The sequence below is a fragment of the Pedococcus soli genome (assembly GCF_054782575.1).
The window spans coordinates 928,113-954,969 of the sequence record NZ_BAAGSF010000004.1; the positions used below are offsets into that span (position 1 = coordinate 928,113).

Annotated in this window: 23 protein-coding genes; 14 read left to right on the forward strand and 9 right to left on the reverse strand. The window is 70.8% G+C overall.

Translation table 11 applies throughout. The annotated features are described in order from the left end of the window. Window positions 1–1,551 (forward strand): PucR family transcriptional regulator, encoded by a 1,551-nt coding sequence (locus ACYVKF_RS10430; protein WP_460966380.1) that lies wholly within the window; start codon window positions 1–3, stop codon window positions 1,549–1,551. 8 nt (window positions 1,552–1,559) lie between these two features. Here ACYVKF_RS10430 and ACYVKF_RS10435 read toward each other — a convergent pair whose 3' ends face one another. Next, window positions 1,560–2,054: a cupin domain-containing protein gene (locus ACYVKF_RS10435; protein ID WP_460966381.1), complete on the reverse strand. Its 495-nt coding sequence runs from the start codon at window positions 2,052–2,054 to the stop codon at window positions 1,560–1,562. Window positions 2,055–2,104: 50 nt separating this feature from the next. Continuing rightward, the gene (locus tag ACYVKF_RS10440; RefSeq protein WP_056916196.1) at window positions 2,105–2,560 is read right to left on the reverse strand and encodes a MarR family winged helix-turn-helix transcriptional regulator; all 456 of its coding nucleotides are present in this window, start codon (window positions 2,558–2,560) and stop codon (window positions 2,105–2,107) included. Window positions 2,561–2,704: 144 nt separating this feature from the next. Between ACYVKF_RS10440 and ACYVKF_RS10445 the strand changes: the two genes are divergently transcribed. Further along, window positions 2,705–3,940, forward strand: coding sequence for an MFS transporter (locus ACYVKF_RS10445; protein ID WP_460966382.1), 1,236 nt, complete (start codon window positions 2,705–2,707; stop codon window positions 3,938–3,940). Here ACYVKF_RS10445 and ACYVKF_RS10450 read toward each other — a convergent pair. The 6 genes from ACYVKF_RS10450 to ACYVKF_RS10475 are packed head-to-tail and all read right to left on the reverse strand — an operon-like array spanning window position 3,904 to window position 11,144. Further along, entirely contained in the window at window positions 3,904–5,322 is a 1,419-nt protein-coding gene (locus ACYVKF_RS10450) for an FGGY family carbohydrate kinase (RefSeq protein ID WP_460966383.1), read from the reverse strand. The two genes, ACYVKF_RS10445 and ACYVKF_RS10450, sit on opposite strands and share 37 nt — an antisense overlap. After that, window positions 5,315–6,388 (reverse strand): NAD(P)-dependent alcohol dehydrogenase, encoded by a 1,074-nt coding sequence (locus ACYVKF_RS10455; protein ID WP_460966384.1) that lies wholly within the window; start codon window positions 6,386–6,388, stop codon window positions 5,315–5,317. The genes ACYVKF_RS10450 and ACYVKF_RS10455 overlap by 8 nt, the downstream gene beginning before the upstream one ends. Before the next feature lie 40 nt (window positions 6,389–6,428). After that, on the reverse strand, window positions 6,429–7,940 hold the full coding sequence (locus tag ACYVKF_RS10460) for a mannitol dehydrogenase family protein (protein WP_056916199.1): 1,512 nt from the start codon (window positions 7,938–7,940) through the stop codon (window positions 6,429–6,431). Next, entirely contained in the window at window positions 7,940–8,836 is an 897-nt protein-coding gene (locus ACYVKF_RS10465; RefSeq protein ID WP_082580765.1) for a carbohydrate ABC transporter permease, read from the reverse strand. The genes ACYVKF_RS10460 and ACYVKF_RS10465 overlap by 1 nt, the downstream gene beginning before the upstream one ends. Continuing rightward, complete coding sequence (locus tag ACYVKF_RS10470; protein WP_460966385.1) at window positions 8,836–9,780, reverse strand: carbohydrate ABC transporter permease; 945 nt, start codon at window positions 9,778–9,780, stop codon at window positions 8,836–8,838. The genes ACYVKF_RS10465 and ACYVKF_RS10470 overlap by 1 nt, the downstream gene beginning before the upstream one ends. Next, window positions 9,780–11,144 carry an ABC transporter substrate-binding protein gene (locus ACYVKF_RS10475; RefSeq protein WP_460966386.1) on the reverse strand — a complete coding sequence of 455 codons (1,365 nt, stop codon included), beginning with the start codon at window positions 11,142–11,144 and terminating at the stop codon, window positions 9,780–9,782. Before ACYVKF_RS10475 ends, ACYVKF_RS10470 begins: the two co-directional genes overlap by 1 nt. A gap of 126 nt (window positions 11,145–11,270) precedes the next feature. Here ACYVKF_RS10475 and ACYVKF_RS10480 point away from each other — a divergent pair, with 126 nt between their 5' ends. From ACYVKF_RS10480 to ACYVKF_RS10530, 11 genes are all read left to right on the forward strand, one after another. Beyond that, complete coding sequence (locus ACYVKF_RS10480; RefSeq protein ID WP_162246847.1) at window positions 11,271–12,212, forward strand: sugar-binding transcriptional regulator; 942 nt, start codon at window positions 11,271–11,273, stop codon at window positions 12,210–12,212. A gap of 144 nt (window positions 12,213–12,356) precedes the next feature. Beyond that, on the forward strand, window positions 12,357–13,409 hold the full coding sequence (locus ACYVKF_RS10485; protein ID WP_056916203.1) for a LacI family DNA-binding transcriptional regulator: 1,053 nt from the start codon (window positions 12,357–12,359) through the stop codon (window positions 13,407–13,409). Between the two features lie 82 nt (window positions 13,410–13,491). Then, complete coding sequence (locus tag ACYVKF_RS10490) at window positions 13,492–14,769, forward strand: sugar ABC transporter substrate-binding protein (RefSeq protein WP_460966387.1); 1,278 nt, start codon at window positions 13,492–13,494, stop codon at window positions 14,767–14,769. 2 nt (window positions 14,770–14,771) lie between these two features. Then, window positions 14,772–15,737 (forward strand): carbohydrate ABC transporter permease, encoded by a 966-nt coding sequence (locus tag ACYVKF_RS10495; protein WP_460966388.1) that lies wholly within the window; start codon window positions 14,772–14,774, stop codon window positions 15,735–15,737. A 5-nt stretch (window positions 15,738–15,742) separates the two neighbouring features. Next, on the forward strand, window positions 15,743–16,681 hold the full coding sequence (locus ACYVKF_RS10500; protein WP_082553225.1) for a carbohydrate ABC transporter permease: 939 nt from the start codon (window positions 15,743–15,745) through the stop codon (window positions 16,679–16,681). A gap of 64 nt (window positions 16,682–16,745) precedes the next feature. Next, window positions 16,746–18,410, forward strand: coding sequence for a glucoamylase family protein (locus ACYVKF_RS10505; protein ID WP_082553224.1), 1,665 nt, complete (start codon window positions 16,746–16,748; stop codon window positions 18,408–18,410). Between the two features lie 97 nt (window positions 18,411–18,507). Next, a complete protein-coding gene (locus tag ACYVKF_RS10510; protein ID WP_460966389.1) occupies window positions 18,508–20,430 on the forward strand; it encodes a glycoside hydrolase family 3 protein in 1,923 nt (640 codons plus the stop codon). Window positions 20,431–20,487: 57 nt separating this feature from the next. Beyond that, window positions 20,488–21,684, forward strand: a complete 1,197-nt coding sequence (locus ACYVKF_RS10515) for an ROK family transcriptional regulator (protein ID WP_056916205.1) — start codon at window positions 20,488–20,490, stop codon at window positions 21,682–21,684. Window positions 21,685–21,777: 93 nt separating this feature from the next. Beyond that, window positions 21,778–22,866, forward strand: coding sequence for an ABC transporter substrate-binding protein (locus ACYVKF_RS10520; RefSeq protein WP_056916206.1), 1,089 nt, complete (start codon window positions 21,778–21,780; stop codon window positions 22,864–22,866). A gap of 111 nt (window positions 22,867–22,977) precedes the next feature. Then, window positions 22,978–23,817, forward strand: coding sequence for an ATP-binding cassette domain-containing protein (locus tag ACYVKF_RS10525; RefSeq protein ID WP_056916207.1), 840 nt, complete (start codon window positions 22,978–22,980; stop codon window positions 23,815–23,817). Beyond that, a complete protein-coding gene (locus ACYVKF_RS10530; RefSeq protein WP_460966390.1) occupies window positions 23,814–25,091 on the forward strand; it encodes a sugar ABC transporter permease in 1,278 nt (425 codons plus the stop codon). The genes ACYVKF_RS10525 and ACYVKF_RS10530 overlap by 4 nt, the downstream gene beginning before the upstream one ends. A 130-nt stretch (window positions 25,092–25,221) precedes the next feature. Here ACYVKF_RS10530 and ACYVKF_RS10535 read toward each other — a convergent pair whose 3' ends face one another. Further along, window positions 25,222–26,271 (reverse strand): SGNH/GDSL hydrolase family protein, encoded by a 1,050-nt coding sequence (locus ACYVKF_RS10535; RefSeq protein ID WP_460966391.1) that lies wholly within the window; start codon window positions 26,269–26,271, stop codon window positions 25,222–25,224. 157 nt (window positions 26,272–26,428) lie between these two features. On the opposite strand from ACYVKF_RS10535, the gene ACYVKF_RS10540 reads away from it, so the two are divergent. Beyond that, window positions 26,429–26,836 (forward strand): YkvA family protein, encoded by a 408-nt coding sequence (locus tag ACYVKF_RS10540; RefSeq protein WP_460966392.1) that lies wholly within the window; start codon window positions 26,429–26,431, stop codon window positions 26,834–26,836. Window positions 26,837–26,857 lie beyond the last annotated feature (21 nt).

Here is a 26,857-nt window from a genome sequence, read left to right on the forward strand (position 1 = left end):
GTGCTCAGCATCGCCGACCTCACCGCCACGCTGGCCGGTCTCCTCACCCTGGGGGTCGACCCCTCCCATGGCGAGGTGGACGACCTCACCATCGCCGAGCCCGGGCACGGGGTCGTCGGCCAGCCCGGCGACCTGGTGCTCGGCGTGGGGGTCGAGACGGTGGAGGCGGCGGTCGCGCTGGTCGACGCCGCGTCGGCGGCCGGGGCGGGCGGCCTCGTCCTGCGCCGCAACCTCGCCGCCCGCCGTCAGGTCCGTGACCGGGCGCGGCGTGCCGGCCTGGCGCTCGTGGGGCTGGCCGAGCAGGCGTCGTGGGCGCACGTCGTGTGGTTGCTCCGGGGCGTCATCGACCGGGCCTCGACCACTGCGGGCGACCGCCGCGGGGATGCGCCGGTGCAGGACGACCTCTTCGCACTCGCCGACGCCGCCGCGGCCCTGGTCGACGCCCCCGTGACCATCGAGGACGCCCAGTCCCGGGTCCTGGCCTACTCCTCGCGCCAGGACATGACCGACCCCGCCCGCGTCTCCACGATCGTCGGGCGCCGGGTGCCCGACGAGGTGCTGGCGAGCCTGCGGGCCCGCGGTGTCTTCCGCCGGCTCGCCCGCTCGGACGAGCCCGTCTTCGTGCCTGCCGACCCGAACGGACTGCTGCCCCGGCTCGTCGTGCCCGTCCGTGCCGGTGGTGAGTGGTTGGGGTCGATCTGGGCCGTGGTCGAGGAGCGCCCCCCGGCCGACCTCGTCGCCGAGCTGGTCCAGACGTCGTCGGTGGTCGCCCTCCACCTCCTGCGCCTGCGGGCGCAGGCGGACCTCTCCCGTCGGGTCGCGGCCGACCGCCTGCGCGGCGTCCTGTCCGGCAGCACCGTGGGCGCCGACTCGTGGCTGCCTCCGGGTCCGTGGCGGGTGGTCTGCCTCGGCGGTGAGGGCGGCGCTGCGCGCCTGCTCGACCTCTGGGAGTCGGTGTCCCGTCGGCACGCCTGGAACCAGCCGCTGCTCGCCGACCTCGACGGCCGGGCGTATGCCGTGGTGCGCGACAGCGACGACCCCCTGGTGCCGGGGACCTGGGGGTGGCTCACGGCCGTGGTCGACCGGGCCCGGGGGGAGTCCCTGGAGCTGACGGCCCGAGCGGGCCGGCCGGCGCATGCCGTCGCGGAGCTCGAGCGCTCCAAGGCCGAGGCCCTGGAGGTCGAGCGAGTCGTCGGTTCCTCGACCGACGCGGCCACGGCGTCGACGGTCCACGAGGACGTCTGGGCCCGGGTGACCGTGGCCCGGGCCTGCGCGTCGCTGAGGGACGGCGACGTCCTCGGGCCGCTCGCGGTGCTCGCGGACCATGACCGTGAGCACTCCAGCGACCACCTGCTGACGCTCGCCGCCTGGCTGGACCACCCGGGGGCGCCGGGACGCGCCGCCCGGTCGATCCACGTGCACCCCAACACGCTGCGCTACCGGATGAACCGCATCGCCGACCTCGCCGGGCTCGACCTCGACGACCCGGTCGTGCGGCTGGCCCTGCGGCTGCAGCTGTCCGCCCTGCTCGAGGCGCCTTCGTCGGCCTGACGGGTCGGTCAGTCCTCGACCCAGTGGTTGTCGTGGTGGCGCATGAACTCGTCCCGCTCGGCCTCGGTCATCGTCTCGCCGGCCGCGACCCGGGCCAGGCCCTCGAAGTAGGCCTCGCGCGGGGCTCCGGGCGCGAAGTGCAGCAGCATCGACGCCTCGGCGCCGGACTCGTTCCGGAAGCCGTGCAACCCACCCGCCGGGACGTGGAGGTAGTCGCCGGGGCGGGTGACCCGCCAGGCGGTCCCGTCGTAGATCGTCACCTCGCCGGAGAGGATGTAGAAGGACTCGGTCAGGGTGCGGTGGAAGTGGGCACCGGGTCCGCTGCGCCCGGGCGCGAACTCCCAGCGGTAGAGCCCGAAGAGGCCGCCGGTGGACGCCCCCGTCGAGAGGTAGTGCACGCGGTTGCCGTTGGGGTAGGTCAGCTCCGGCCCGGAGTCCGTCGCGCGCACGGTCGCACTGACCTCACCGGTCTCGCCGTCGTAGAGCGGGGGTGGGTAGCTCATGCCCGCCATCCTCACCGCGTCCCGCGCGACGCGGCAAGGGGTTTCGCTGCTCAGGCGCCGACGGTGCTGGGCAGTCGGTGGAGCGAGTCGACGAGCGGAGCGAGCTCGGGCACCTCGGCGGCCGACTCCAGGGCCTGCTCGAGCACCCGGTGGTGCGTCGGCCGGGCGTCGTCCAACAGGGCGGACCCGGCCGGGGTGAGCTCGGTGTAGATCCCCCGTCGGTCGTCGGCGCACAGGATGCGCGTGATCAGCCCGCGGTCCTCGAGGCGGTTGACGAGGCGGGTGGTGGCGCTGTTGGACAGTGCTGCGGCTCGGGCCAGCTGCGACATCCGCATGTGCCACCCGTCCTGGCGCGACAGCGCGTCGAGCACGGTGAACTCCACGACGGACAGCGCGTGCGTCGTGGTCAGCTCCCGCTCCAGGGCGCCCTCGATGTGGCCGTGCAGGGCGGCCAGCGTGCGCCAGCCCTGGGCGCGGACCTCGACGGCGTCGTCGGCGATTCCCATGCGTCCATCGTAACCCGCTTTTGCAATAACGCGCGTGTGCAACTAACTTGGTGCATGCGCTGGTAGTTGCACACGCGGCATACCAGTTCGCGAGGTCAGCACCGCCATGGCTCGCCCTCTCCCCGACCCGAAGGACCCGCACCCATGCCCATCGCCCTCCTGGCCCTCGCCCTCGGCGGCTTCGGCATCGGACTCACCGAGTTCGTCATCGCCGGGCTGCTCCCGGAGGTGGCAACCGACTTCGCCGTCGACGAGGCCACCGCCGGCTGGCTCATCTCCGGCTACGCCCTGTCCGTCGCGGTCGGCGCGATCGGCCTCACCGCCGCCGTCACCCGCTTCAACCGCAAGCACGTGCTCACCGCCCTGATGGTGCTGTTCATCGCCGGCAACCTCGTCTCCGCGCTCGCGGGAACCTACGAGGTGATGCTGCTCGGCCGCATCCTGGCCGCCCTGACCCACGGCGCCTTCTTCGGCATCGGTGCGGTCGTCGCCGCCGGCCTCGTCGCGCCGGAGAAGAAGGCCGGTGCGATCGCGATGATGTTCGCGGGCCTGACGACCGCCAACGTCCTGGGCGTCCCGCTCGGCACCCTGCTCGGACAGCAGCTGGGGTGGCGCTCGACGTTCTGGGCCATCACGGTGATCGGTGTCATCGCTTTGGTCGGCATGGCGACGCTCGTCCCCTCCCAGCCGGTCTCCGCCGACGAGCCCGGCCTGCGCCACGAGCTCGGGGCATTCCGGTCCGGGCAGGTCTGGCTGTCGCTGCTCGTGACCGTCCTCGGGTTCGGTGGGATGTTCGGGGCGTTCACCTACATCGCCTACACGCTCACGCAGGTCAGCGGGTTCGCCTCGGCGACCGTGCCGTGGTTGCTGGTCCTGTTCGGGCTGGGGCTGTTCGCCGGCAACTGGGCCGGTGGCCGCGCGGCCGACAGGTCGGTCCCGGTCACCCTCACCGTGGTGCTCGGGGCGCTCGCCCTCGTCATGGGCGTGTTCGCCGCGACCGCGTCGTCCCCGGTCATGGCCGTGGTCAGCCTGGTGCTCATGGGCACGTTCGGGTTCGCCACCGTCCCTGGGCTGCAGATGCGGATCATGACGTATGCCGGCTCGGCACCGACCCTGGCCAGCGGGGCCAACATCGCGGCCTTCAACGTGGGGAACGCCGCCGGTGCCTGGCTGGGCGGCGTGACCATCACCGCAGGGCTGGGCTACACCTCCACCCTCTGGGACGGGGCGGCCCTGACCGTCGGAGCGCTCGTGGTGCTCGTCGCTGCCGAGCACCTGGCGCGCAGGACCCGTCGCCGCGGTGCCGGCCTGCACCGCGGGACCGGCGAGCAGGGCGCGACGGCTCAGGCGCCGTGCACCGTCGCCAGCAGCGCGGCGTAGCGCTCCAGGACCGCGGCTCCTTCGTCGCCGGCCGGCGGCTCGAGCGTCGTCTCGTACCGGACCTCCCAGGCGGGGGGACGCTCCCCACCCGCGAGCGCCCACGCAGCCTGACGGGCGGCGCCGAGGCCGACGTACTCGCCCGGCTCGGGGATGGCCACCGGCACCCCGAACAGGCCGGGGGCCACCGCCCGGACGGCGCCGGAGGCCGAGGCGCCACCGATCAGCACGATGCGCTCGACCGGCAGGCCGAGCCTGCGCACGTCGGACACCCCGGCGACGAGGTTGGCGAGCATGCCCTCGACGGCGGCCCGGGCGAGGTTCTCGGGGGTGGCGTTCGAGCGGGTCAGACCGGCCAGGGTGCCGGTGGCGTCCGGGAGGCTCGGGCTGCGCTCGCCGTCGAGGTACGGCAGCAGGGTCAGACCCCCGGCCCCCGGCTCGGCGGCGAGGGCAAGCCGGTCCAGGCCCTGCAGGTCGGTGTCGAGCAGCTGGGCGGCGGCCGTGAGCACCCGGGCCGCGTTGAGCGTGGCCATCAGGGGCAGGTGGCCGCCTGAGGCGCTCGCGAAGGAGGCGATGAGCCCGTTGGGGTCGGCCACCGGCCGGTCGGCGTCCGCGAAGACCGCTCCGCTCGTGCCGAGCGACACCACGACGTCACCCGTGCGCAGGCCCAGGCCCAGGGCCGCGCCGGCGTTGTCGCCCGTGCCGGGACCGACCACCATCCCGCTGTCGGTGCGACCCGCGACCTCGTGCGGACCCAGCACCGCCGGGACACCGAAGACCCGTCCGAGGGCTAGCTCCTGCAGGTCGGACAGGTACGAGTCGGAGGTGCTGGAGAAGTAGCCGGTGCCGGACGCGTCCCCGCGGTCGGTGGTGTAGCGCTCGAAACCGTTGCCCTGCTTGAGGATCTGGGCGGTCAGCCAGTCGTGCGGGAGGACGACGTCGTGGACGCGTGCGGCGTTCTCCGGTTCGTTGTCGGCCAGCCAGCGGACCTTGGTCACGGTGAAGCTCGGCACCAGGGCCAAGCCGGTGCGTCGCACCCACTCCTGCGCCCCGCCCAGCTCGTCGGTGAGGTCTCGAGCAGCCTGGGCCGAGCGAGTGTCGTTCCACAGCAACGCATCTCGCACCACTGCCCCCGACTCGTCGAGTGCGCACATGCCGTGCTGCTGACCCCCGACGGCGATCGCCGCCACCTCGTCCAGCAGCCCGTCGGCCGTGGCGGCCGTGAAGGCCTCCCACCACCGGTCGGGGTGGATGGAGGTCCCGTCCGGGTGGGGTGCACGCCCGGAGCGGACGATCTCCCCGGTCGCGGCGTCGCAGACGACGACCTTGGTGGACTGCGTCGAGGAGTCGACCCCGGCGACGAGGGTGCGTCCGCCGTCAGCCACGCGGGCCACCTGCGGCCTCGGCGGGGTCGGCGGCGGACCGGGCCGTCGGCCGCGGGTCGATGACCGACTTGATGGCGCCCGCGGTGTCGCGGGCGGCGGTCAGGGCGGCAGCGGTGTCCTCGAGCGCGAACCTGCCGGTGACGAGGCGTTCGAGGTCCACCTGCCCGGAGGCGGCCAGGGCGATGGCGGTCGGCCAGGTGCCGGCGTAGCGGAACGTCCCGGTCACGACGAGCTCGCGCTCCTGGATCGTCGACAGCGGCAGGGTGATCTCGTCGCCGCCCATGCCGACGAGGACCGCACGGCCCGCGGGGGCCAGGGCGCGGATGCCGTCCGCCGTGGCGCCGGGGTGCCCCGAGCACTCGAGCAGGACCTCGGGGGCCGGCCCCGCGGCATACCCGTCGGCGACGGACTCCGACCCCGAGCTGATGGTGCGGGTGGCACCCAGCTGCCTCGCGACCGCGAGGCGGTCCGGGTTGAGGTCGGCGGCGACGATCTCGCTCGCGCCGGACGCCTTGGCCACCTGGACGCAGACCAGGCCGATCGGGCCGGCCCCGGTGACCAGGACGCGGGAACCCGGACCCACCCCACCCTTGTGGCAGGCCCAGACGCCGACGGACAGCGGTTCGAGCAGGGCTGCGGCCTCGTCGCTCACGCTGTCCGGGACAGGGTGGGCGAAGGCGTGGTGGATCGCCACCAGCTCCGCCAGCGACCCGTCGACCGGGGGAGTGGCGTGGAAGACCATGTCCGGGCACAGGTTGTAGCGCCCGGCGAGGCACTGCTCGCACGCCCGGCACGGCACCCCGGGCTCGAGGGAGACCCGCTGGCCGATCCGTGAGGGGTCCACGTCGGCACCGACCGCCTCGACCACACCGGACGTCTCGTGGCCGAGGACGAGCGGTGACTCCACGACGAACCGCCCGATCCGGCCGTGGTCGAAGTAGTGGGTGTCGGACCCGCAGACGCCGACCGCGTGGACGCGCACCAGGACCTCGTCCGCGGCAGGGGTCGGGTCGGGTCGCTGCACCACCTCGACCACGCCGGGACGGTTGAGGACGGCAGCACGCATCAGGAGTTCTCCAACGTCGGTTCGAGGGTGTCGAGACAGGTCACGCGGTGGGAACCGGTCGGGCGTCGTCGCCCGCTCGGGCCTCCAGCGTTGCCCGTGCGCCGACGTCGTGCAAGCGTTCCAGCGCAGCGGTGTACGCCGTGGCGAAGCGTTCGTCCTCGGCGAGGTCCCCGAACAGGTCGCGGTCCCGGATGAACGCCAGCGGGTCCTCGCCCTGTCTCGCGGCCGCGGCCATGACGCGGTCCTTGAGCCGGTCCACGACCTCGATCGGCTTCCCCTGCTCGTCGCGCCCCTCGGCGTACCTCGCCCACGACGCCACCACGAGCGCGGACCTCTCGATCTCGCCGCCGTCGCGCAGGTTCGCCCGGATGACCGGCACGAGCCACTTCGGTATGCGGTCGGAGGACTCCGCGCAGAGCCTCGCCAGCGTGTCGCGCACCTCGGGGTTGGCGAACCGCGCGACGAGCTCGTGGCGGTAGGCGTCGAGGTCGACGTCGGGCACCGGCGGCAGGGTCGGGCTGCCCTCGCGCTCCATGTAGGCGAGCAGGAAGCCGGCGAACAACGGGTCCTGGCAGACCTCGTGGGCGTAGCGGTAGCCGGCGAGGTGGCCGAGGTAGCACAGCGCCTGGTGGCTGGCGTTGAGCAGCCGCAGCTTCATCAGCTCGTACGGCACGACGTCCTCGACCATCTGCACGCCGGCGTCCTCGAACGGGGGGCGCCCCTGCCCGAACCGGTCCTCGAGCGCCCACTGGGTGAAGGGCTCGCACACGACGGGCCAGTCGTCCTGGACGCCGAACTCCTCGCGCAGCCGCTCGATGTCCTCGGGAGCGGTGACCGGCGTGATCCGGTCGACCATGCAGTTGGGGAAAGCGACCTCGGTCTCCATCCAGTCGGCGAGGCCCGGGTCCTTGAGCCGCGCGAACGCGCAGATCATCCGCCGGGCCACGTCGCCGTTGTCGGGGAGGTTGTCGCAGCTCATCACGGTGAACGGCGCGCGCCCCTCGTCCCGGCGCCGGGCGAGGGCAGCCGTGAGGTAGCCGAAGACCGTGCTGGGGACGGCGCCGTCGACCAGGTCGGCCTGGATCGACGGGTCATCGGCGTCGAACTCCCCCGTCACCTGGTTGACGAGGTAGCCGCCCTCCGTGATGGTCAGCGACACGATGCGGGTGCGTTCGTCGACGAGCCGGTCGACCACGGCCTGCGGGTCGTCGGGGGCGAACAGGAGCTCCACCACCGACCCGATGACCCGGGGCTCGCGCCGACCGTCCGGGTGCTTGACGACGAGCGTGTAGAGGCCGTCCTGGGCCTTGAGCGTGTCGATGATGCGGCGGTCGTGGGGGAGTGCCCCGACCCCGCACAACCCCCAGTCGAGGGCCTCGCCGTCGTTCATCAGGGCGTCGAGGTACATCGCCTGGTGGGCGCGGTGGAACCCGCCCACGCCGAAGTGGACGATGCCCGCCGTCACCTGCGACCGGTCGTAGGCCGGGCGGGCCACCCGGGGGTCCAGCTCGCCGAGGTGGGCCTCGGCGAGCCGGACGGGCGTGGTCCCCATTACTTGACGGCCCCCATCGACAGGCCCTGCACGAGCTTGTCCTGCGCGGCGAACCCGGCGGCCAGCACCGGGAGCGACACCACGAACGACGCTGCGCAGACCTTGGCGAGGAACAGGCCCTGGCTGGTCACGAACCCAGTCAAGAACACCGGCGCCGTTCCCGCCACCGTGCTGGTCAGCACGCGGGCCAAGAGCAGCTCGTTCCAGCTGAAGATGAAGCAGATCAGTGCTGCCGAGGCGATCCCCGGCATGACCACCGGGGCGACGATGTCCTTGAGCGTCCGGGTGAGGGACGCCCCGTCGACCGAGGCTGCCTCGAGCATCTCCACCGGCACCTCGGCGAGGAACGAGCGCAGCATCCAGATCGCGATCGGCAGGTTCATCGAGGTGTAGAGCAGGATCAGCCACCAGATGTTGTCGAGCAGGCCCACCTTCTGCGCGAAGAGGTAGAGCGGGAGGATGCCGGCCACGATCGGCAGCATCTTGGTGGAGAGGAAGAAGAACAGGACGTCCGTCCACTTCTTCACCGGACGGATCGACAGGGCGTAGGCCGCCGGGAAGGCGAGCAGGAGCACCAGCGCCGTCGACAGGATGCTCGCCGTGAGGGAGTTGAGCAGGGGCGGCCAGGGTCCTGCGTCGAAGAAGGAGCGGTAACCGTCGAGGGACAACGGCGCGAACACGTCAGGGGGGTTCTTGGCGGCGTCGTTCTCGTTGTGGAACGACGTGAGGACCATCCACAGGACGGGGAGGGCGAACAGGAACCCGATCACCCAGGCTGCGCCGGACAGCAGGATCCCGGAGCGTGGCGGCTTCGCGTGCCGGACCTCGGTGTGGCGCGGCGTGCCGGAGGACGTCCCCGGGTCCGAGGTCCCGGTGCTCGAGGTGGTGGTGCTCATCAGGACTCCTCCTTGAACAGGCTGAACGCGGTGCGCAGGGCTGCGGTCGCGATGAGGATCGTGCCGATCACCACGACGACGCCGGCCGCGGAGGCCCGCCCGTAGTCCTGGGCGGTGTAGAAGGTCTGGTAGATGAAGTACGGCAGGTTGGCCGTGCCCAGACCACCGCTGGTGATGGTGAAGACGTGGTCGAAGTTCTGCACCACGTAGATGGCGCCGAGCAGACCCGACAGCTCGATGTACTGGCGCAGGTGCGGCAGGGTCATCGAGCGGAAGATCTGCCAGGCTCCCGCGCCGTCGATGCGGGCGGCCTCGACGACGTCCAGCGGCCGGCTCTGCAGGCCGGCGAGCAGGATGAGCATCATGAACGGCGTCCACTGCCAGACGAGCGCCGCGATGATCGCGATGAGCGGGTTGTTGGTGATCCAGTCCGGCTGGGGGGCGTTGTCCCCGAACACCGTCTTGAGCAGCCCGTTGAACAGTCCGTACTCCGGGTTGTAGAGCGCGTGCTTCCACAGCAGTGCCGCGGCCACGGGGACGATGAGGAACGGCGTGATCATCATCGTGCGGACGATGCCCTGGCCCCGGAACTTGCGGTCCAGCAGGAGCGCGATGCCGAGTCCCAGCAACAGGCTGACCAGAACGACGGAGACGGTGAGCAGGATCGTGACGAACACGGCCTGGCGCGTGTTGGTGTCGGTGAAGACGCGGGCGAAGTTGTCGAACCCGGTGAAGCCGCGCTCGTCCGGGTAGTAGGCGTTCCAGTTCATGAACGAGATGACCAGGGTCGCCACGAAGGGCAGCTGCGTCATGACGATCACGAAGATCAGGGCCGGCAGCAGTGGCGCCCTGCGCGCCCAGTCGCCCGAACGGCGCAGGGCCTTGCTGGGCTCGGGGTTGCGGACCTGCTCGGTCGGCGGTCTCGTTGCGGTGCTCGACGACATCACTGCCCCCTCGACTGGTAGCGCTCGGCGACGTCCTCGGCGAGCTGTTGGCCCTTGTCGAGGGCCTCGTTGACGGTGGTCTTTCCGGCGATCGCCGAGCTCACGTCCTGGCTGACCTGCGTGCCGAGGTCCGGGAACTCGGGGATGTCGACGAACTGGATCCCGATCGCCGGCCGCGGCTGGGCTCCCGGGTTCTCCGGGTCGGCGGCCTCGATGGCAGACCTGGTCGGCTCGGCGAAGGCCGACGCGACCTTGAGGTAGTCGGCGTTCTCGTAGGTGGAGGCCCGCTTGCCGGCAGGCACCTTGGTCCAGCCGAGCTGGGAGCCCACGAGCTCCTCGTACTCCTTGCTGCTCGCCCAGGAGATGAACTTCCAGGCGTTGTCCTTCTTGGTGCTGGCCTGCTGGATGGACCACGACCAGGCGTAGAGCCACCCGGCGCTGTCGGTCTTGACCACGGGGGCGGGGGCGTAGCCGAACTTGCCCTTGGTGGGCGAGTCGTCCGCCTCGAGGGAGCCGGCGGCCGAGGTGGCGTCGTACCACATGGCAACGTTGCCCTGGACGAGGTTGTTGAGGCACTCGGTGAAGCCCGCCTGCGGCGCGCCCTTCTCCCCGTGGGCGCGGACGAGGTCGACGTAGAACTGGACGGCCTGCTTGAACTCGGGGGAGCTCACACCGGGGGTCCAGTTCTTCTCGAACCACGTCCCGCCGAAGGTGTTGACCACCGTGGTGAGGGGAGCGAAGATCTGGCCCCAGCCGGGCTGCCCGCGCAGGCAGATGCCCTTCATGCCGGGCTCGGCGCCGTCGACCTTGGCGGCGATGTCGGCGACCTCCTGCCAGGTCGGTTTCGCCGGCATGGTGATGCCCTTCTTCTCCAGCACGTCCTTGCGGTACATGAGGAAGGACGACTCGCCGTAGAAGGGCTCGCCGTAGACCTTGCCGTCGCTGGACAACGAGGTGGTCATCGGCTTGAGGATGTCGCCCTGGTCGAAGGCCGTGTCCTTGGCGAGGTACTCGTCCAGGGGCGCGATCCACTTGGCCTTGGCGTAGATCGGGATCTCGAAGTTGCTCAGGGAGGCGACGTCGTACTGGCCGGCCTGGCTGGAGAACTCCTGGCTGATCTTGTCGCGGACGTCGTTCTCGGGGAGCACGGTGTAGTTGACCCGGATCCCGGTCTTCTTCGTGAAGTTGTCGGCGGTGAGCTTCTGCAGGTCGACCATCTGCGGGTTGTTGACCATCAGCACGTTGATGCTGTCCGCCCCACCGCCGCCGACTCCGCCGCCGCCCCACCCGGCACACGCCGAGAGGCTGAGGGCCAGGCCGATCGCTGATGCGACCAGCGCGGCCCGGGAGTTTCGACTACGCACGCGTCCTCCTCCGTCGCCTTTGACGGCTCTCGTTTGACTCGCGCTCATATGAGCGCGATGATGCCCAAACGAGTACCTTGAGTAAATCGACGCACCCGGTACCTGTCAACGGTGAGGATGGGCGACATGGCGCAGGACGGACCCGCCGAGCTGGTGCTGCTCGCTGCCGTGGCCCGCCGCCACTACCTGCACCACCGGTCGAAGGTGGAGATCGCCGACGAGCTCGGGATCAGTCGCTTCAAGGTCGCCCGGCTGCTCGAGTCGGCCCGCGACCGCGGCCTGGTGCGGATCGAGATCGTCCGCCAGGGCTCGCTCGACGTGGATGCCTCCGCCCGCCTGCAGGAGCGCTTCGGCCTCGCCCACGCCGTCGTCGTGGACACCGCCGACGCCGACCCGGGCGCGGTCCGGCAGCAGCTGGGAAAGGCCGCGGCCGACCTCCTGTCGGAGGTGCTCGTCGAGGACGACGTCCTGGGGCTGCCGTGGTCGCGCAACGTGCACGCCATGGTGGGCGCCCTGACGTCCCTGCCGCGGGTCGAGGTGGTGCAGCTGACGGGGGCGATCGCGCTGCCGGACTTCGACAGCAGCGCCGTCGACATCGTGCGGCGGGCGGCTCGTCTCGGGGGTGGGAAAGCCCGTGTCTTCTACGCGCCGTTCGTCCTCGACACCAAGGCCAGCGCCGACGCCCTGCGCCGCCAACCCGCCGTCGCGGAGGGTTTGGCGCGGGCCTCGGCGGTGACCAAGGCGGTCGTCGGGATCGGGCACTGGAGCGCTGGCGGGTCCACCATCCACGACCTGCTCGACGCGGCCGAGCAGCTCGACCTCGCGAGTCGCGGGGTGGTCGGCGAGCTGGCCGGCGTCTTCTTCGATGCAGACGGAAAACCCTTGCGCCCCAAGGTCGCTGCGCGCCTGATCACCATCGACGCGGAAGCCCTGAGCGGCATACCGGAGGTCATCGCGGTGGCCTCCGGCCGGGCCAAGGGCGCCGCGGTCCGGGCCGCCCTCGAGGGCCGCCTCGTCCAGGGCCTCGTCGTCGACCACGAGCTCGCCGACAGCCTCCTGGCCGACTGACCTCCGCGTCCCCAGCTGCTCAGGGGGGCGAGGTCGGCGCCGGGCCGTCAGGGCGTCCGACACGCCCGGGGCCTTGCGCAGTCGGCTGTCCTCTGGCATGGTCGAAACAGATTTGTAAGCGCTTTCAACGAGGAAGGCAGCCTGATGGCCACCAGTTCGGGACACCCGACGAGACACCCCGCGGGGGCGACGATCTACTCCGTCGCCGAGCGCGCCGGCGTCTCGATCGCCTCGGTGTCCCGCGTGCTGCAGGGCTCCCAAGCCGTCTCCGAGAAGACCCGCAAGCGGGTGCTCGAGGCCGCCGAGGAGCTGCGCTACGTGCCACTGGCTGCCGCCCGGAGCCTCGCCGTGCGGCACCACGAGGCCCATGGCCTCGTCCTCCCCGAGCTCTCCGGTCCCTACTACTCCGAGCTCCTCATGGGCTTCGAGTACCGTGCCGCCGAGCTCGGGCAGAGCGTCGTCCTGATGCTCGCCGAGGGCAAGGCCGACCTGCCCCGAGCCGTGCGGAAGCTGGCGACCCGCGTCGACGGCCTCGCGATGCTCGGCTCGTCCGCGATCCCCGACGAGACGGTGACGGCCCTCGGTGGCAGCAAGCCGGTCGTCCTCATCGCCGGTGACGAGAGCGCCGACGTCGACACGGTCCGCTCGGAGAACACCTCCAGCGCCCGCGAGATCACCGAGCACGTCCTGCGCCACGGTCGCCGTCGCGTCCTGTTCGTCGGTGACCCCGCGTCCGGTCCCGACATCCGCGACCGGTATGCCGGGTTCGTCGCCGCCCACGCCGCGGCCGGGATCGTGGCGGCCGAGGCCGTGCCCGTGGCGCTGCGCGAGGACGACGGCACCGCCCTCGCCGACCGCCTGCTGCGCGGTGACCTCGAGGCCGATGCCCTCGTCTGTGCCAACGACGAGCTCGCCCTCGCCGTCATGGTGCGGCTGCGCGGCAGCGTGCTGCGCGTCCCCGAGGACGTCGCGGTCGTGGGCTGGGACGACGTGATGACCGCTCGCTACGTCGAGCCCGGGCTCACGACGGTCCGCCAGCCGGTGCGCGAGCTCGGCGCCCGCGCCTCCGACCTCCTCCACGAGCGCATCACCGGCTCGGCCGCCCCCCGCGGCGCCCAGATCATCCCGACCCACCTGGTCATCCGCGCCTCCTGCGGCTGCCCGCCGCCTCCGGTGGCCGTCCGCGCCCAGCCCTAGCGCGCCCCGCGTGACGCCCCATCGGCGCACGCCACTGCCTTCCCGTCCGTCCCCCTCACCCCGATGAAAGAGAGACACCCCGATGAGACGCACCTCTGCGATCGCGGTCGCCACCATGACCGCCGCCGCCCTCACGCTGACCGCGTGCGGCCGTGACAGCGGCGGCAGCGCCGCCGCCGAGACCGGCAAGGACATCAGCTCCGGCAAGGCCACGGGCACGATCACGGTCTGGGCCATGGGCGCCGAGGGCGAGAAGCTCCCGGCCCTGGCCAAGGACTTCGAGGCCGCCAACCCGGGCGCCAAGGTCAACGTCACCGCCATCCCGTGGGACGCGGCGCACGACAAGTTCACCACCGCCATCACGGCGGGCAAGACGCCCGACGCAGCCATGGTCGGCACCACGTGGATGGGTGAGTTCGCCGGTCTCGGGGCGCTCGACCCGACGCCCAAGTCGATCGACACCTCGCAGTTCTTCGAGGGTGCCCAGAAGACCACCAAGGTGGGCGACACCTCGTACGGCATCCCGTGGTACGTCGAGACGCGCCTGGTCTACTACCGCACCGACCTCGCCAAGAAGGCCGGCTTCACCGAGGCCCCCAAGACCTGGGAAGAGCTCAAGGCGATGGCCAAGGGCATGCAGACCAAGGCCGGCGCCAAGTGGGGCATCGGCCTGCAGGCCGGCGGCACCGGCTCCTGGCAGACCGTGATGCCGTTCGCCTGGTCCAACGGCGCCGACCTCACCAAGGACGGCGGCAAGGGCTACAACTTCGACTCCCCGGAGATCAAGGAAGCCGTCGACTACTACAAGAGCTACTTCGACGAGGGCATCTCGGACAAGGCCGCCCCGGCGACCCCGACCACCGAGCCCGACTTCGCCAGCGGCAAGGTCCCGATGTTCATCTCCGGCCCGTGGATGATGTCCGCGGTCGAGAAGGTCGGCGGCGCCGGCTTCAAGGACAAGTACGCCGTGGCCCCCATGCCCACCAAGAAGACCTCCTCGTCCTTCGTCGGCGGCTCGGACTTCGTCGTCTTCAAGAACTCCAAGCAGCGCGACACCGCCTGGAAGTTCACCCAGTTCCTGGCCGACCCGAAGACCCAGGCCAAGTGGTACACGCAGTCGACCGACCTGCCGTCCGTGCAGAGCGCGTGGCAGGACCCGTCCATCGCCGCCGACAAGAAGCTGGCCGTCTTCGGTGAGCAGCTCAAGACCGCCCAGGCCCCGCCGTCGTTCGCGACGTGGGAGCAGGTCGTCGCGCAGTTCGACACCGAGCTCGAGAAGATCACCAAGCAGGACGCCGACACCAGCGCCTCGCTGAAGTCCGTCCAGTCGCAGGCTGAGTCCATCGGGACCGGTCAGTAGTCATGGCCGCCACATCAGAGGTCACCACTCGTGGGGAGGCCGACCCGACCGGTCGGCCGCCCCGCGGGGGGACCGCGAAGTCGCGCAGGGGTGGCGCGTTCGGTGAGGGCCGGGCCGCCTGGATCCTCGCCCTGCCGTTCTGCCTCCTGTTCCTCACCTTCACGGTGTGGCCGGTCATCCAGTCCCTGTTCATGAGCATCACGGACACGCGGGCCCGGGACCTCAAGACCCCGTTCGCCGTCGACATCGTGGGCCTGGACAACTTCACCAAGGCGCTCTCGGACGACCAGTTCCTCCAGGCCGCCCGCAACACCGCCTACTTCGTCCTCGTCGGGGTCCCCCTGACCCTGACGATGGCGCTGGCCGCCGCCGTGGTCCTCGACCGCGGGATCACCAAGCTGCGCTCGGTCTTCCGCCTCGGCTTCTACCTCCCGGTCATCACCTCGATCGTCGCCGTGGCCGTGGTCTGGCGCTTCCTGCTGCAGGAGGACTCCGGGCTGATCAACACCGTGCTCGGCTGGTTCGGCATCAACGGCCCGAACTGGCTCGGTGACCCGAACTGGTCGATGCCCGCCCTGATCCTCATGGCGTCGTGGCGCAACTTCGGCACCGCGATGATCATCTTCCTGGCCGGCCTCCAGGCCGTGCCGTGGATGCTGCACGAGGCAGCCGCGATCGACGGCGCCGGTGCGTGGCAGCGGTTCCGGCACATCACGCTCCCGATGCTTCGACCCACCATCCTGTTCGTCTCCGTCACCACGGGCGTCGGCTACCTCCAGTTCTTCGAGGAGCCCTTCGTGATGACCAACGGTGGCCCGCTGAACAGCACGATCTCGATGTCGATGTACACCTACAAGCAGTTCGGCTTCGGCAACTACGGGTATGCCGCGTCGCTGAGCTACATCATCTTCATCGTCATCGCGGTCGTCACCACCATCCAGTTCCGACTGCTGCGCGAGAAGGACTGATCGCCATGACCACGACCACGGACAAGGCCACGACGCCGGTCCCCGCCCCGAAGTCCACCCGCGGCCGGTTCGGCCGTACCCCGCGGCCCACCGAACCCGTCGGCACCAACGCGACGATGGCGGGCAGCAAGCAGTCCAGCCGCTGGTGGCTCTACGGCATCCTCAGCCTCTGCCTCGTCGCCGTCGTCGCACCGTTCGCCTGGATGGTGCTCGGCAGCTTCAAGAGCGAGGGTGAGCTGCGCCAGACGCCCCCGACCTGGTGGCCGCACTCCGCGTCCCTGGACAACTACACGCAGCTGTTCTCCCGACTCGACTTCGGCACGTACTTCACCAACTCCATCGTCGTGGCCGTGGCGGTCACCGCCGGCAACCTGCTGTTCTGCTCGATGCTCGGCTACGCCCTCGCCATGCTCGACTTCAAGGGCAAGAAGGCGCTGTTCAGCATCGTCATGGCGACGCTGATGATCCCCGGCGTCGTGACGTTCGTGCCGTTGTTCGTCCTCGTGGCGAACGCCGGCCTCATCGACACGCTGCCCGGCCTGATCCTGCCCTTCCTCGTCAGCCCGTTCGGCGTGTTCCTCATGCGGCAGTTCATCTCGGGGCTCCCGCGTGACCTGCTCGACGCCGGGCGCGTGGACGGTGCCGGTGAGCTGCGCATCTTCGCGCGGATCATCCTGCCCCTGTGCGGACCGGCCCTCGCGACCCTCGGGATCCTCACCTTCCTCGGCAGCTGGAACAACTTCCTGTGGCCGCTGGTGGTGGCGCAGTCCGAGAAGACCTACACCCTTCCCGTCGCGCTGGCGCTCTACTCCAAGGGCCAGAACAGCACGAACTACGGCCTGCTCCTCGCCGGCGCGACCGTGGTCGTCATCCCCGTCCTCGCGGTGTTCCTCGCCTTCCAGCGCAAGTTCATCGAGGGCATCGCCACCACCGGCATCAAGTGATCCCGGCGCCACCGCGCCACCAGCACGGCACCACGTGACCGATCCCGACAAAGGAGTCTCACCCATGCCCCAGCTCCACGTACCCACCCAGTCACCGCTCGTCATACCGGACTCGGCGGCCTCCGCCCTCTCCGCCGCCGGCCGAGTCGCACCCAGCCGTCGCCAGCTGCTCGTCGGCGCGACCGCCGCCGCGGCCGTGGGCCTGACCACCCAGCGCGCCTCGGCCGCTCCGGCTGCTGCAGCCGCCGCACCCGTGGTGCTCGGTGGCGCTGCCGGCGCCGGCGTGCAGAAGGACCGCGTCCGGCGCTGGGCCAAGGACACCTGGCACAGCCTCGTGGCCATGACCGACCCGAAGACCGGTCTCCCGGCCGACAACATCAACGAGGGCCTCACCGCCGCTGACCGCTCCGGCTACACGTCGCCGACGAACATCGGTGGCTACCTGTGGTCGGCCGTCGTGGCCCGCGACCTCGGCATCATCTCGCGCGGCGAGTGCACCCGTCGGCTGCGCCAGACGCTGTCGACCCTGCTCCGCATGGAGCACCACGAGCCGAGTGGCATGTACTACAACTGGTACGACGAGGCGACCGGCGCCAAGCTGACGTCGTGGCCCGGCACGGGCGACCGGGTGGACCCGTTCCTCTCGAGCGTCGACAACGGCTGGCTCGGTGCCGCGCTCAAGGTCGTCATGACCGCCGACCCCGGCTCCGCGCCCCTGGCGAAGAAGCTCTTCGGTCGGATGCGCTGGGACAGCTTCTACGACACCAACGCCTCACGGAAGCCGGGCCTGATGCACGGCGGGTTCTTCGTCGTGCAGCCCCCGAACCGGACCGACGGCTTCTACGGCAACCACATCGGCGTCGGCCCCGACGTCTGGCTGACGAACCACCACTACGACACGACCGTGTCCGAGACCCGCATCACGAGCTACCTCGGCATCCTCACGGGGCAGGTCCCGGCCAACCACTACTTCGCGATGTGGCGCACCTTCCCGGCGACCTGCGACTGGGCCTGGCCCGAGTCGCAGCCGGTCGGCGAGAACCGCACCTACCTCGGCGTCGACGTCTACGAGGGTGCCTACACCTACCGCGGGATGCACATCGTCCCCGGCTGGGGTGGCTCGATGTTCGAGGAGCTCATGCCCGACGTCTTCGTCCCCGAGGCGAGCTGGGCCCCGCGCAGCTGGGGCCTCAACCACCCGTTGCACGTGCGCGCCCAGCGCGAGCACGGCCTCGACGAGGCCGGCTACGGCTACTGGGGCTTCTCGCCCGCAAGCGACCCCTTCGCCGGGTACCGCGAGTACGGCGTCGACCGGCTCGGCATGAACCCCGAGGGCTACTTCTCCGACAAGGAGAAGACCAACGTCGACGTCGGCTTCGGCGAGTGCCGCGCCGGGACCAACCCCACGCCGAAGTTCGGCGACGGTGTCGTGACGCCGCACGCCTCGTTCCTCGCGATGATGCACGAGCCCCGCCAGGCGTTCACCAACCTCGCCAAGATCGAGGACGAGCTCAAGGCCTACGGCAAGGGCGGCTTCTTCGACGCCGTCGCCGTGCACTCCGGCACGATCGCCCGCCGGTACCTCTCGCTCGACCAGGCGATGATCATGGGTGCCATCGGCAACGTGTTGGCGGACAACGTGATCCGTCGTGCGTTCAGCACCCGCGACGTCGAGCGCCGACTGCGCCCGGTCATCGGCGCGGAGGAGTTCGGCGCAGGCATCGCCTGACCGGCACCACCCAGAGACGTGCGTGGTCGGGGTTCCCCCCGCCCCGGCCACGCACCCCCTCCACGAACACGACGTAGACCCCTCGAGAGGACCCTCCATGCAGCCGGCCCGCCAGACCTCACCCGACGGTGTCGAGTACCGCGACCTCAACGGCAACGGCCGGATGGACCCCTTCGAGGACCCCCGTCTCCCCGTCGAGCAGCGGGTGGAGGACCTGCTCGGCAGGCTGTCCCTGCAGGAGAAGGTGGGCCTGATGTTCCAGACGGTGATCGAGGCCGGTGCCGACGGCACGGTCCTCGAGTCGCCCGGGGCGATCAGCAAGTCCCCCACGAGCGAGGTCGTGCTGACCAAGCACCTCACGCACTTCAACGTGCACCACCTCGAGGACGCGCGCCTGGCGGCCCGGTGGCACAACGCACTCCAGGCCCTGGCCGAGCAGACGCCGCACGGCATACCCGTGACGGTCTCCACGGACCCGCGCCACGCCTTCATCGAGAACTCCGGGGTCTCCTTCAGCGCCAAGGCGTTCTCCCAGTGGCCGGAGCCGCTCGGGCTCGCGGCGCTGCGCGACGTCGACGCCGTGCGCGAGTTCGGCGACGTCGCCCGGCAGGAGTACCGCGCGGTCGGGATCAGGGCCGCCCTGCACCCGACGCTCGACCTCGCGACCGAGCCGCGCTGGGCCCGGCAGGCCGGCACGTTCGGCCAGGACCCTGACCTGGTGACCGAGCTGGGCGTCGCGTACCTCCTTGGCTTCCAAGGGGATTCGTTGGGTCCCGACAGCATCGCCTGCACCAGCAAGCACTTCCCCGGCGGCGGCCCGCAGAAGGACGGCGAGGACGCGCACTTCCCCTACGGCCGCGAGCAGGTCTACCCGGGCGGTCGCTTCGCCGACCACCTCAAGCCGTTCCCGCCGATGATCGAGGCGGGCACCGCCGGGATCATGCCCTACTACGGCATGCCCGTCGGGCTCGAGATCGACGGCGAGCAGATCGAGGAGGTCGGCTTCGGCTACAACCGGCAGATCGTCACCGGCCTGCTGCGCGAGAAGCTCGGTTACGACGGCGTCGTCGTCACCGACTGGGAGCTCGTCAACGACAACCACGTCGGTGACCAGGTCCTGCCGGCGCGCGCCTGGGGTGTCGAGCACCTCGACCCCCACGGCCGGATGGAGCTCATCCTCCACGCGGGGGCGGACCAGTTCGGTGGCGAGGAGTGCGTCGACCTCCTCCTCGACCTCGTCAAGGAGGGCCGGGTGACCGAGGAGCGCATCGACGAGTCGGCCCGCCGCCTGCTCGCCGTGAAGTTCCGGCTCGGCCTGTTCGACGACCCCTACGTCGACGAGGAGCTGGCTGCCCGCACCGTGGGCCGAGCCGACTTCCGGGCCGCCGGGCACGCCGCCCAGGCGCGGTCGGTCACCGTCCTCCAGAACGGCACGGACGCCCTTGAGGCGCCGCTCCCGCTGGCCACCGGCGCGCGCATCTACGCCGAGAACGTGTCCACCCCGGCCGTCGAGGCCGTCGGGGTGCCCGTGGCCAGTCCTGAGGGCGCCGACGTCGCGGTGGTGCGGCTGCACGCGCCGTTCGACGCGCGCAGCGACCTGTTCCTGGAGTCGTGGTTCCACCAGGGCTCGCTGGAGTTCCCGCCCGGCCTGGTCGCCCGGCTGGCGCGCATCGCGGCCCACTGCCCGCTGGTCGTGGACGTCATCCTGGACCGGCCGGCCATCGTCACGCCGCTGCTGCCGTTCGCGGCCGCCGTGGTCGGCAGCTACGGCTCGAGCGACACCGCCCTGCTCGACGCCCTGACCGGGGCCGTGGCCCCGCAGGGCCGGCTCCCGTTCGACCTCCCGCGCTCGATGGAGGACGTCCGCCGGCACGGCGAGGACGTGCCCGGGTTCGAGGACCCGCTCTTCGCGTTCGGACACGGCCTCACGGTCGGCGCCGCCGCCGGTGTCGGCGCCGGCGTCGGCGCGGGTGTCGCCGACACGACCGATGCTGTCGACGACACCGTCAGGACCGCCTGAACCCCGGGGTCGGTTCGGGTCTACCCATTCGAGCATCTGTCCCTTTATGTTTAAGCCGTGAATCCATCACAGGCGGCTCCCGGCTCGCAGGCGTCCCTGCGTGAAGCCAACCGTCTGCGTGTCCTCGAGGCGCTGCGCGACCAGGGGGCGATGACGCAGGTCGAGATCGCGGGGTTCACCGGCCTCAGCCCGGCCACCGTGTCCAACCTCGTGCGGGACCTCGACACGGCGGGGGCGGTCGAGCTCGAGCCGAGCATCCGCAACGGCCGGCGGGCGGTCCTCGTGTCGCTGGCCACCGGCAACACCCTGCTCGCCGCGATCGCCTTCGGCGACCGTGACGTGCGGGTGGCGATCGGCACCGGGCCGCGCGACATCGTGGGCCGCCAGCGCATGCCGCTGCCCGCCGACCACGCCGCGGACGAGGGTATGGAGCGGGCCTCCCGCCTGCTGCTCGACCTGGTCGAGAAGGCCGGCAAGACGATGGCCGACGTGCGCGCCGTCGGGATCGGGATCCCCGCTCCGGTCGACCGCATCTCCGGCCAGGTGGGCAGCGAGAGCATCCTGCCCGGCTGGCGCGGGGTGGCCGTCGCCGACGAGATGGCGGGTCGCCTCCACGCCCCGGTGATCGTCGACAACACCTCCAACCTCGCTGCCCTCGGTGAGCTGAGGTGTGGTGTGCTGCAAGGGGTTCAGCACGCGGTCTACATCAAGCTCTCGCACGGCGTCGGCGCGGGGCTCATCCTCGACGGTGAGATCTTCCGCGGGGCTGCCGGCACGGCGGGTGAGATCGGCCACATGACCATCGACGAGAACGGCCCGGTGTGCCGCTGCGGCAACCGTGGCTGCTTGGAGACCTACATCGGTTCGCGGGGCCTGCTCGAGGTGCTGGCCGCCTCGCACGGCCCGCTCAGCCTGCGCGACGTCATCCACCGAGCGCTCGACGGCGACCCCGGCTGCCGGCGCGTCCTCGAGGACGCCGGACGCCACCTGGGGGTGGCCGTGGCTGGCGTCGTCAACCTCGTCAACCCCGAGGTCGTCGTGCTCGGGGGGCAGCTGGCGAAGGTGGGGACGATCATCACCGGACCCCTGCGCGCCTCCCTCGAGCGGTGCGCCATACCGAGTGCCGCAGCCTCCGTCGAGGTCGTGCTCGGCGAGCTCGACACGGACGCCGACGTCGTCGGTGCCCTGGTCTCGGCAGCCGCCCTGCTGCCGGCCAACGAGGGTGTCCTCGTCGGTGCCGCGTCTATTTCTTGAATTCAACTCTTGACGCCAAGCGGGTGACGGCGCTTAACTCGACCCAAGCCCGCACCAGAGTGGATGCCGGTGTCTGACCAAGGGAGTTCAGCTATGCCCACCCGTTCCGTTCGTCTCGCCGGGGCCGCTCTCGTGGCTGGCCTCGGCCTCGCAACGATCGCTGCCTGTGGCAGCGGTGACGACTCCTCCGGCGGCTCGTCCTCGAGCGGCGGTGGCGCCAAGGCCAAGAAGATCGCCTTCCTGCTGCCCGAGTCCAAGACCACGCGCTACGAGACCTTCGACCGTCCCCTGTTCGAGGCAGCCGTCAAGAAGGACTGCGCCGACTGCTCGATCATCTACAGCAACGCCGACCAGGACGCGAGCAAGCAGCAGCAGCAGGCCGAGGCCGCGCTGACGCAGGGCGCCAACGTCCTCGTGCTCGACCCGGTGGACGGCAAGGCCGCAGCGGCCATCGCCGCCAGCGCCAAGGGCCAGGGTGTCCCGGTCGTGGCCTACGACCGCTTCATCTCCGGCGTCGACTACTACGTCTCCTTCGACAACGAGAGCGTCGGCAAGCTCCAGGCCCAGACCCTGGTCGACATCCTCAAGAAGGACGGCAAGACCTCCGGGGACCTGGTCATGATCAACGGCTCGCCGACCGACCCCAACGCCGCCAGCTTCAAGAAGGGCGCCCACAGCGTCATCGACTCCAGCGGCTACAAGGTCGCGGCCGAGTACGACACCCCGGACTGGAGCCCCGACAAGGCGCAGGCGTGGATGGAGGGCCAGATCTCCGCGGTCAAGGGCAACCTCGTCGGCGTGTACGCGGCCAACGACGGCACCGGCGGTGGCGCCATCGCCGCCCTCAAGGCCGGCGGCGTGAAGCCCCTGCCGCCCGTGACCGGTCAGGACTCCGAGATCGCCGCCATCCAGCGGATCCTCGCTGGTGACCAGGCCATGACCATCTACAAGCCGATCCCGCCGGAGGCCGAGGCTGCCGCCAAGGCCGCGATCGCCCTGGCCAACAAGCAGAAGCCGGCCTCGACGACCGACACCGAGGGCGTGCCCTCGACGATCCTCGACCCGATCGCCGTCACCAAGGACACGATCAAGGACACCATCGTCAAGGACAACGTCTACAAGGTCGCCGACATCTGCGCCGGTTCGTTCGCCGCGGCGTGCACCGCTGCCGGCATCAGCTGACGAGCTCCGTCCACGGGTGGGAACGCGCCGACCGGCGCGTTCCCACCCGCAGGCACACCCGGCCCCCCAGACTCGGGCCGTGACCCCCTCGAGAACCACCGGAGGACTGACATGACCGCGACTCTCTCCCCGGCGACGACAGCAGTGCTGTCGCTGACCGGTGTCAGCAAGCGCTTCGGTGCCGTGCAGGCGCTGAAGGACATCGACTTCGACGTCCACGCCGGAGAGGTGGTCGCCCTCGTGGGTGACAACGGCGCCGGGAAGTCCACCCTCGTCAAGACCATCGCCGGGGTGTACACCCCGGACGGCGGCACGATGACGTTCGACGGGAAGCAGGCCACGGTCAGCAGCCCGGCGGAGGCCCAGCACCTCGGCATCGCCACGGTGTTCCAGGACCTCGCGCTCTGCGACAACCTCGACGTCGTGGCCAACCTCTTCCTCGGCCGCGAGCTCTACACGGGCCGCGCCCTCGACGAGGTGACCATGGAGCAGGAGTCCTGGCGGCTGCTGCGCCAGCTCAGCGCGAAGATCCCGTCGGTCCGCATCCCCGTCGCGAGCCTCTCCGGTGGCCAGCGACAGACCGTGGCCATCGCGCGGTCGCTGCTCGGTGCGCCGAAGGTGGTCATGCTCGACGAGCCGACGGCCGCGCTCGGTGTCGCCCAGACCGCAGAGGTGCTGAACCTCGTGGAACGGCTGCGCGAGAACGGTCTCGGCGTCATCCTCATCAGCCACAACATGTCCGACGTCATGGCCGTCGCCGACCGCGTCAGCGTGCTGCGCCTCGGCCGGAACAACGGCACCTTCGCCGTGAGCCAGACGACCAGCCAGGAGATCATCGCCGCGATCACCGGCGCGACGACCAACGCCGTCTCCCAGCGGGCCGCCCGCCGCGAGTCCAGCCCGGCCACCACCCCGGACGGCACCCCGTCCACCTCGGAGGAGCAGTCATGAGCGCGCCCACCCCCATGCCCGAGGCGCAGTCCGCCGACACGACCGCGGCCCTTCCCGCGGACCTGCAGGACGAGCGCCTCATCGCCTCGCAGGGGGTGTCCGGATTCCTCCGGGCGTTCCTGTCCCGGCTGCGCAGCGGTGACCTCGGGTCGCTGCCCGTCGTCGTCGGCCTCATCGTCATCTGGGGCGTGTTCCAGCTGGCCAACGACGCCTTCCTCTCCAGCCGCAACCTGGTCAACCTCACCCAGCAGAGTGCAGCCACCGGGACCATCGCGCTCGGCATCGTGCTCGTGCTGCTGCTCGGCGAGATCGACCTGTCCGTCGGCTCGATGAGCGGCCTGTCCGCGGCGATCCTCGCGGTCGGCTTCGTCGGCCACGGCTGGTCGCTGCCCCTGGCCATCCTCGCCGCCCTGGCCTCCGGCGCCGTCATCGGTGCGGTGTACGGACTGCTGTACACCCGGTTCGGTGTGCCCAGCTTCGTCATCACCCTGGCCGGCCTGCTCGCCTTCCTCGGCCTGCAGCTCAAGGTGCTGGGCAAGGAGGGGTCGATCAACATCCCGTTCGACTCCGGGCTCGTGAAGTTCGCGCAGGCGAGCTTCCTGTCGGACGCCGTCGCCTACGTCCTCGTCCTCGTCGTGGTCGCCGTGTACGTCGCGACGCGGCTGCGCGCCAACCAGCGCCGGACCGCTGCCGGCCTGTCCACGACCCCGGTGGTCGCCCTGGCCGTCCGCGCCGTCGCCCTGCTCGTGCTGCTCGGCATCCCGGTGTACGTGCTCAACCGCGACCGCGGCGTCTCCTACATGTTCCTGCTGTTCGTCGCGCTGGTCGTCGTCTTCGACTTCGTCATCCGCCGAACCCGTTGGGGCCGTTCGGTGCTCGCCATCGGCGGCAACGTCGAGGCTGCTCGGCGGGCCGGCATCAACGTGCGCCGGATCTACGTGACGGTGTTCGTGTTCTGCTCGACGCTGGCCGCGCTGGGTGGCCTCCTGGCCGCCGGTCGACTCGCCTCGGCCAACCAGGGCAGCGGCGGTGTGGACACCAACCTCAACGCCATCGCCGCAGCCGTCATCGGTGGCACGAGCCTCTTCGGTGGTCGTGGCACGGCCTACTCGGCACTGCTGGGGATCCTCGTGATCCAGTCGATCTCGAACGGCCTCAGCCTGGTCAACCTCGGTTCGCCGGAGCGCTACATGATCACCGGTGGCGTCCTGCTGCTCGCCGTGATCGTCGACTCCCTGAGCCGTCGCAGCCGCGCCGCCCACGGTCGCGCCTGAACCTCGCCTGCACGCAAGACGCCGGTTGCGCGGCATACCTCGGGTCGTCGTCCCGCGGGATGCCGCACAACCGGCGTCTTGCCGTGTCGGGTCGGGTCGGGTGGTGTCGGGTCGGGGCGGCGTGGGTCGGTCAGCGGGCGGCGAACGCCTTCGCCTGGCGCGCGGACCAGGCGCGGTCCGCTGCGTCGATGCTGGCCCGGCTCGACAGGTCGACCCCGGCGCGCTGCGCTGCAGCCCTGATCGCCGGCGAGCCCAGGTCGGGGATGCGGACGACCTCGGGCGCGATCGTGGAATCGGCTGCGGCGTAACGGCGCTGCTGGTCGGCCAAGCGGCTGCTGCTCGCCCGGGCAGTGCGCAGGTCTGCCGCAGAGACCTTGAGGCCACTCCCTGTCAGAGGAGTGCTGACGAGCGGGGCGTACCCGTCGCGGTGGCCGGCGACGTTCGGGTGGTAGCTGTCGCTGATGGGGTTGGACAGGCCGTTCAGCCACTCGACCGAGTCGCAGACGGCGTGGCCGGTGAAGCGGCTCGTGGGGTTGACGAAGCTGAACCCCCGGGCCGACGCGGCGGACGAGATCTTGCTGTTGAGCAGGTCGGCGGTGGAGTTGAGCCGTGACTCCTCGGCCGGGGAGAACCACGTGAACGCGTTGCAGTCCTCGCCCATGAAGATGCGCGGGTACCCGACCACGACGACCTTGGCGTTCGGCGCCTTGGACCGGATCGAGGAGTAGAGCGTCGCCAGCCGGCTGGGGATGGTGCCGTTGATGATCGACTGCGCGCCGTCGATCGCGCCGTTGCAGTCGCTGGCCCACCCGGGCTGGGCGCACTCGGTCAGGACGTCGGCGAACCCGGCGTCGTTGCCGCCCACCGAGATGCTCACCTGGGTCGTGGACGCGGAGAGTGCACTGAGCTGGGTGCTGGTGACGTCGGCGACCGTGGCCCCCGAGCAGGCGCGGAAGTTCAGCGCCAGGCCCTTGCTGGCCGAGACCAGCGACGGGTAGGCGTAGACCGACCGCTGGCACGAGGTCCCGTCGTTGATGTAGGTGCGGGTCCCCGTGCCCGAGGAGTACGAGTCGCCTAGTGCGACATAGGATCCCGCGGCATTCGCGGGTGCTGCTGACAACGTGAGCGCCGTGCCGGCCACCAGGGCCGTGATCGCGCCGAACGTCCGGGTCATCGCCATTGACACTCCCTGGTCCACTGGAACGGTGCTCCGCACAGTAGGCCGGGTGGGTGCTTTGTGGCGGTTCGGCGCTGAACCCTTGCCAACTCCTTAACGCTCTCTGACCGAGACAAAGGCCCCTCGGCGCAGGGGGAGCGGCCCTGACAGACTCGTCGACGTGTGGCGCGAACTGCTGGTCGGAGTCGCGGCGGGCCTGGTCGTCACCTGGCTCGCCCTGCTCGTCGCGCTCGTCGCGGTCCGCCCTCGGGGGTCGTTGCTGGGCGAGTCGGTGCGACTGCTGCCCGACCTCCTGCGCCTGGTGCGTGACGTCGCCGCCGACCCGGTCCAGCCGCGTGGCGTCCGGGTGCGCCTCGGGCTGCTGCTGGCCTACCTCGCGATGCCGTTCGACCTCGTGCCCGACTTCCTCCCCGTCATCGGGTATGCCGATGACGTGGTCGTGGTCGTGTGGACCCTGCGCTCGGTGGTCCGGACCGTGGGTCTGGACGAGCTGCGACGTCACTGGCGTGGAACGTCCGACGGTTTCGCCGCCCTGTGCCGGGTGGCCGGACTGCGAACCATCCCCTGACCTGCGCGGATGTCGCTCCAG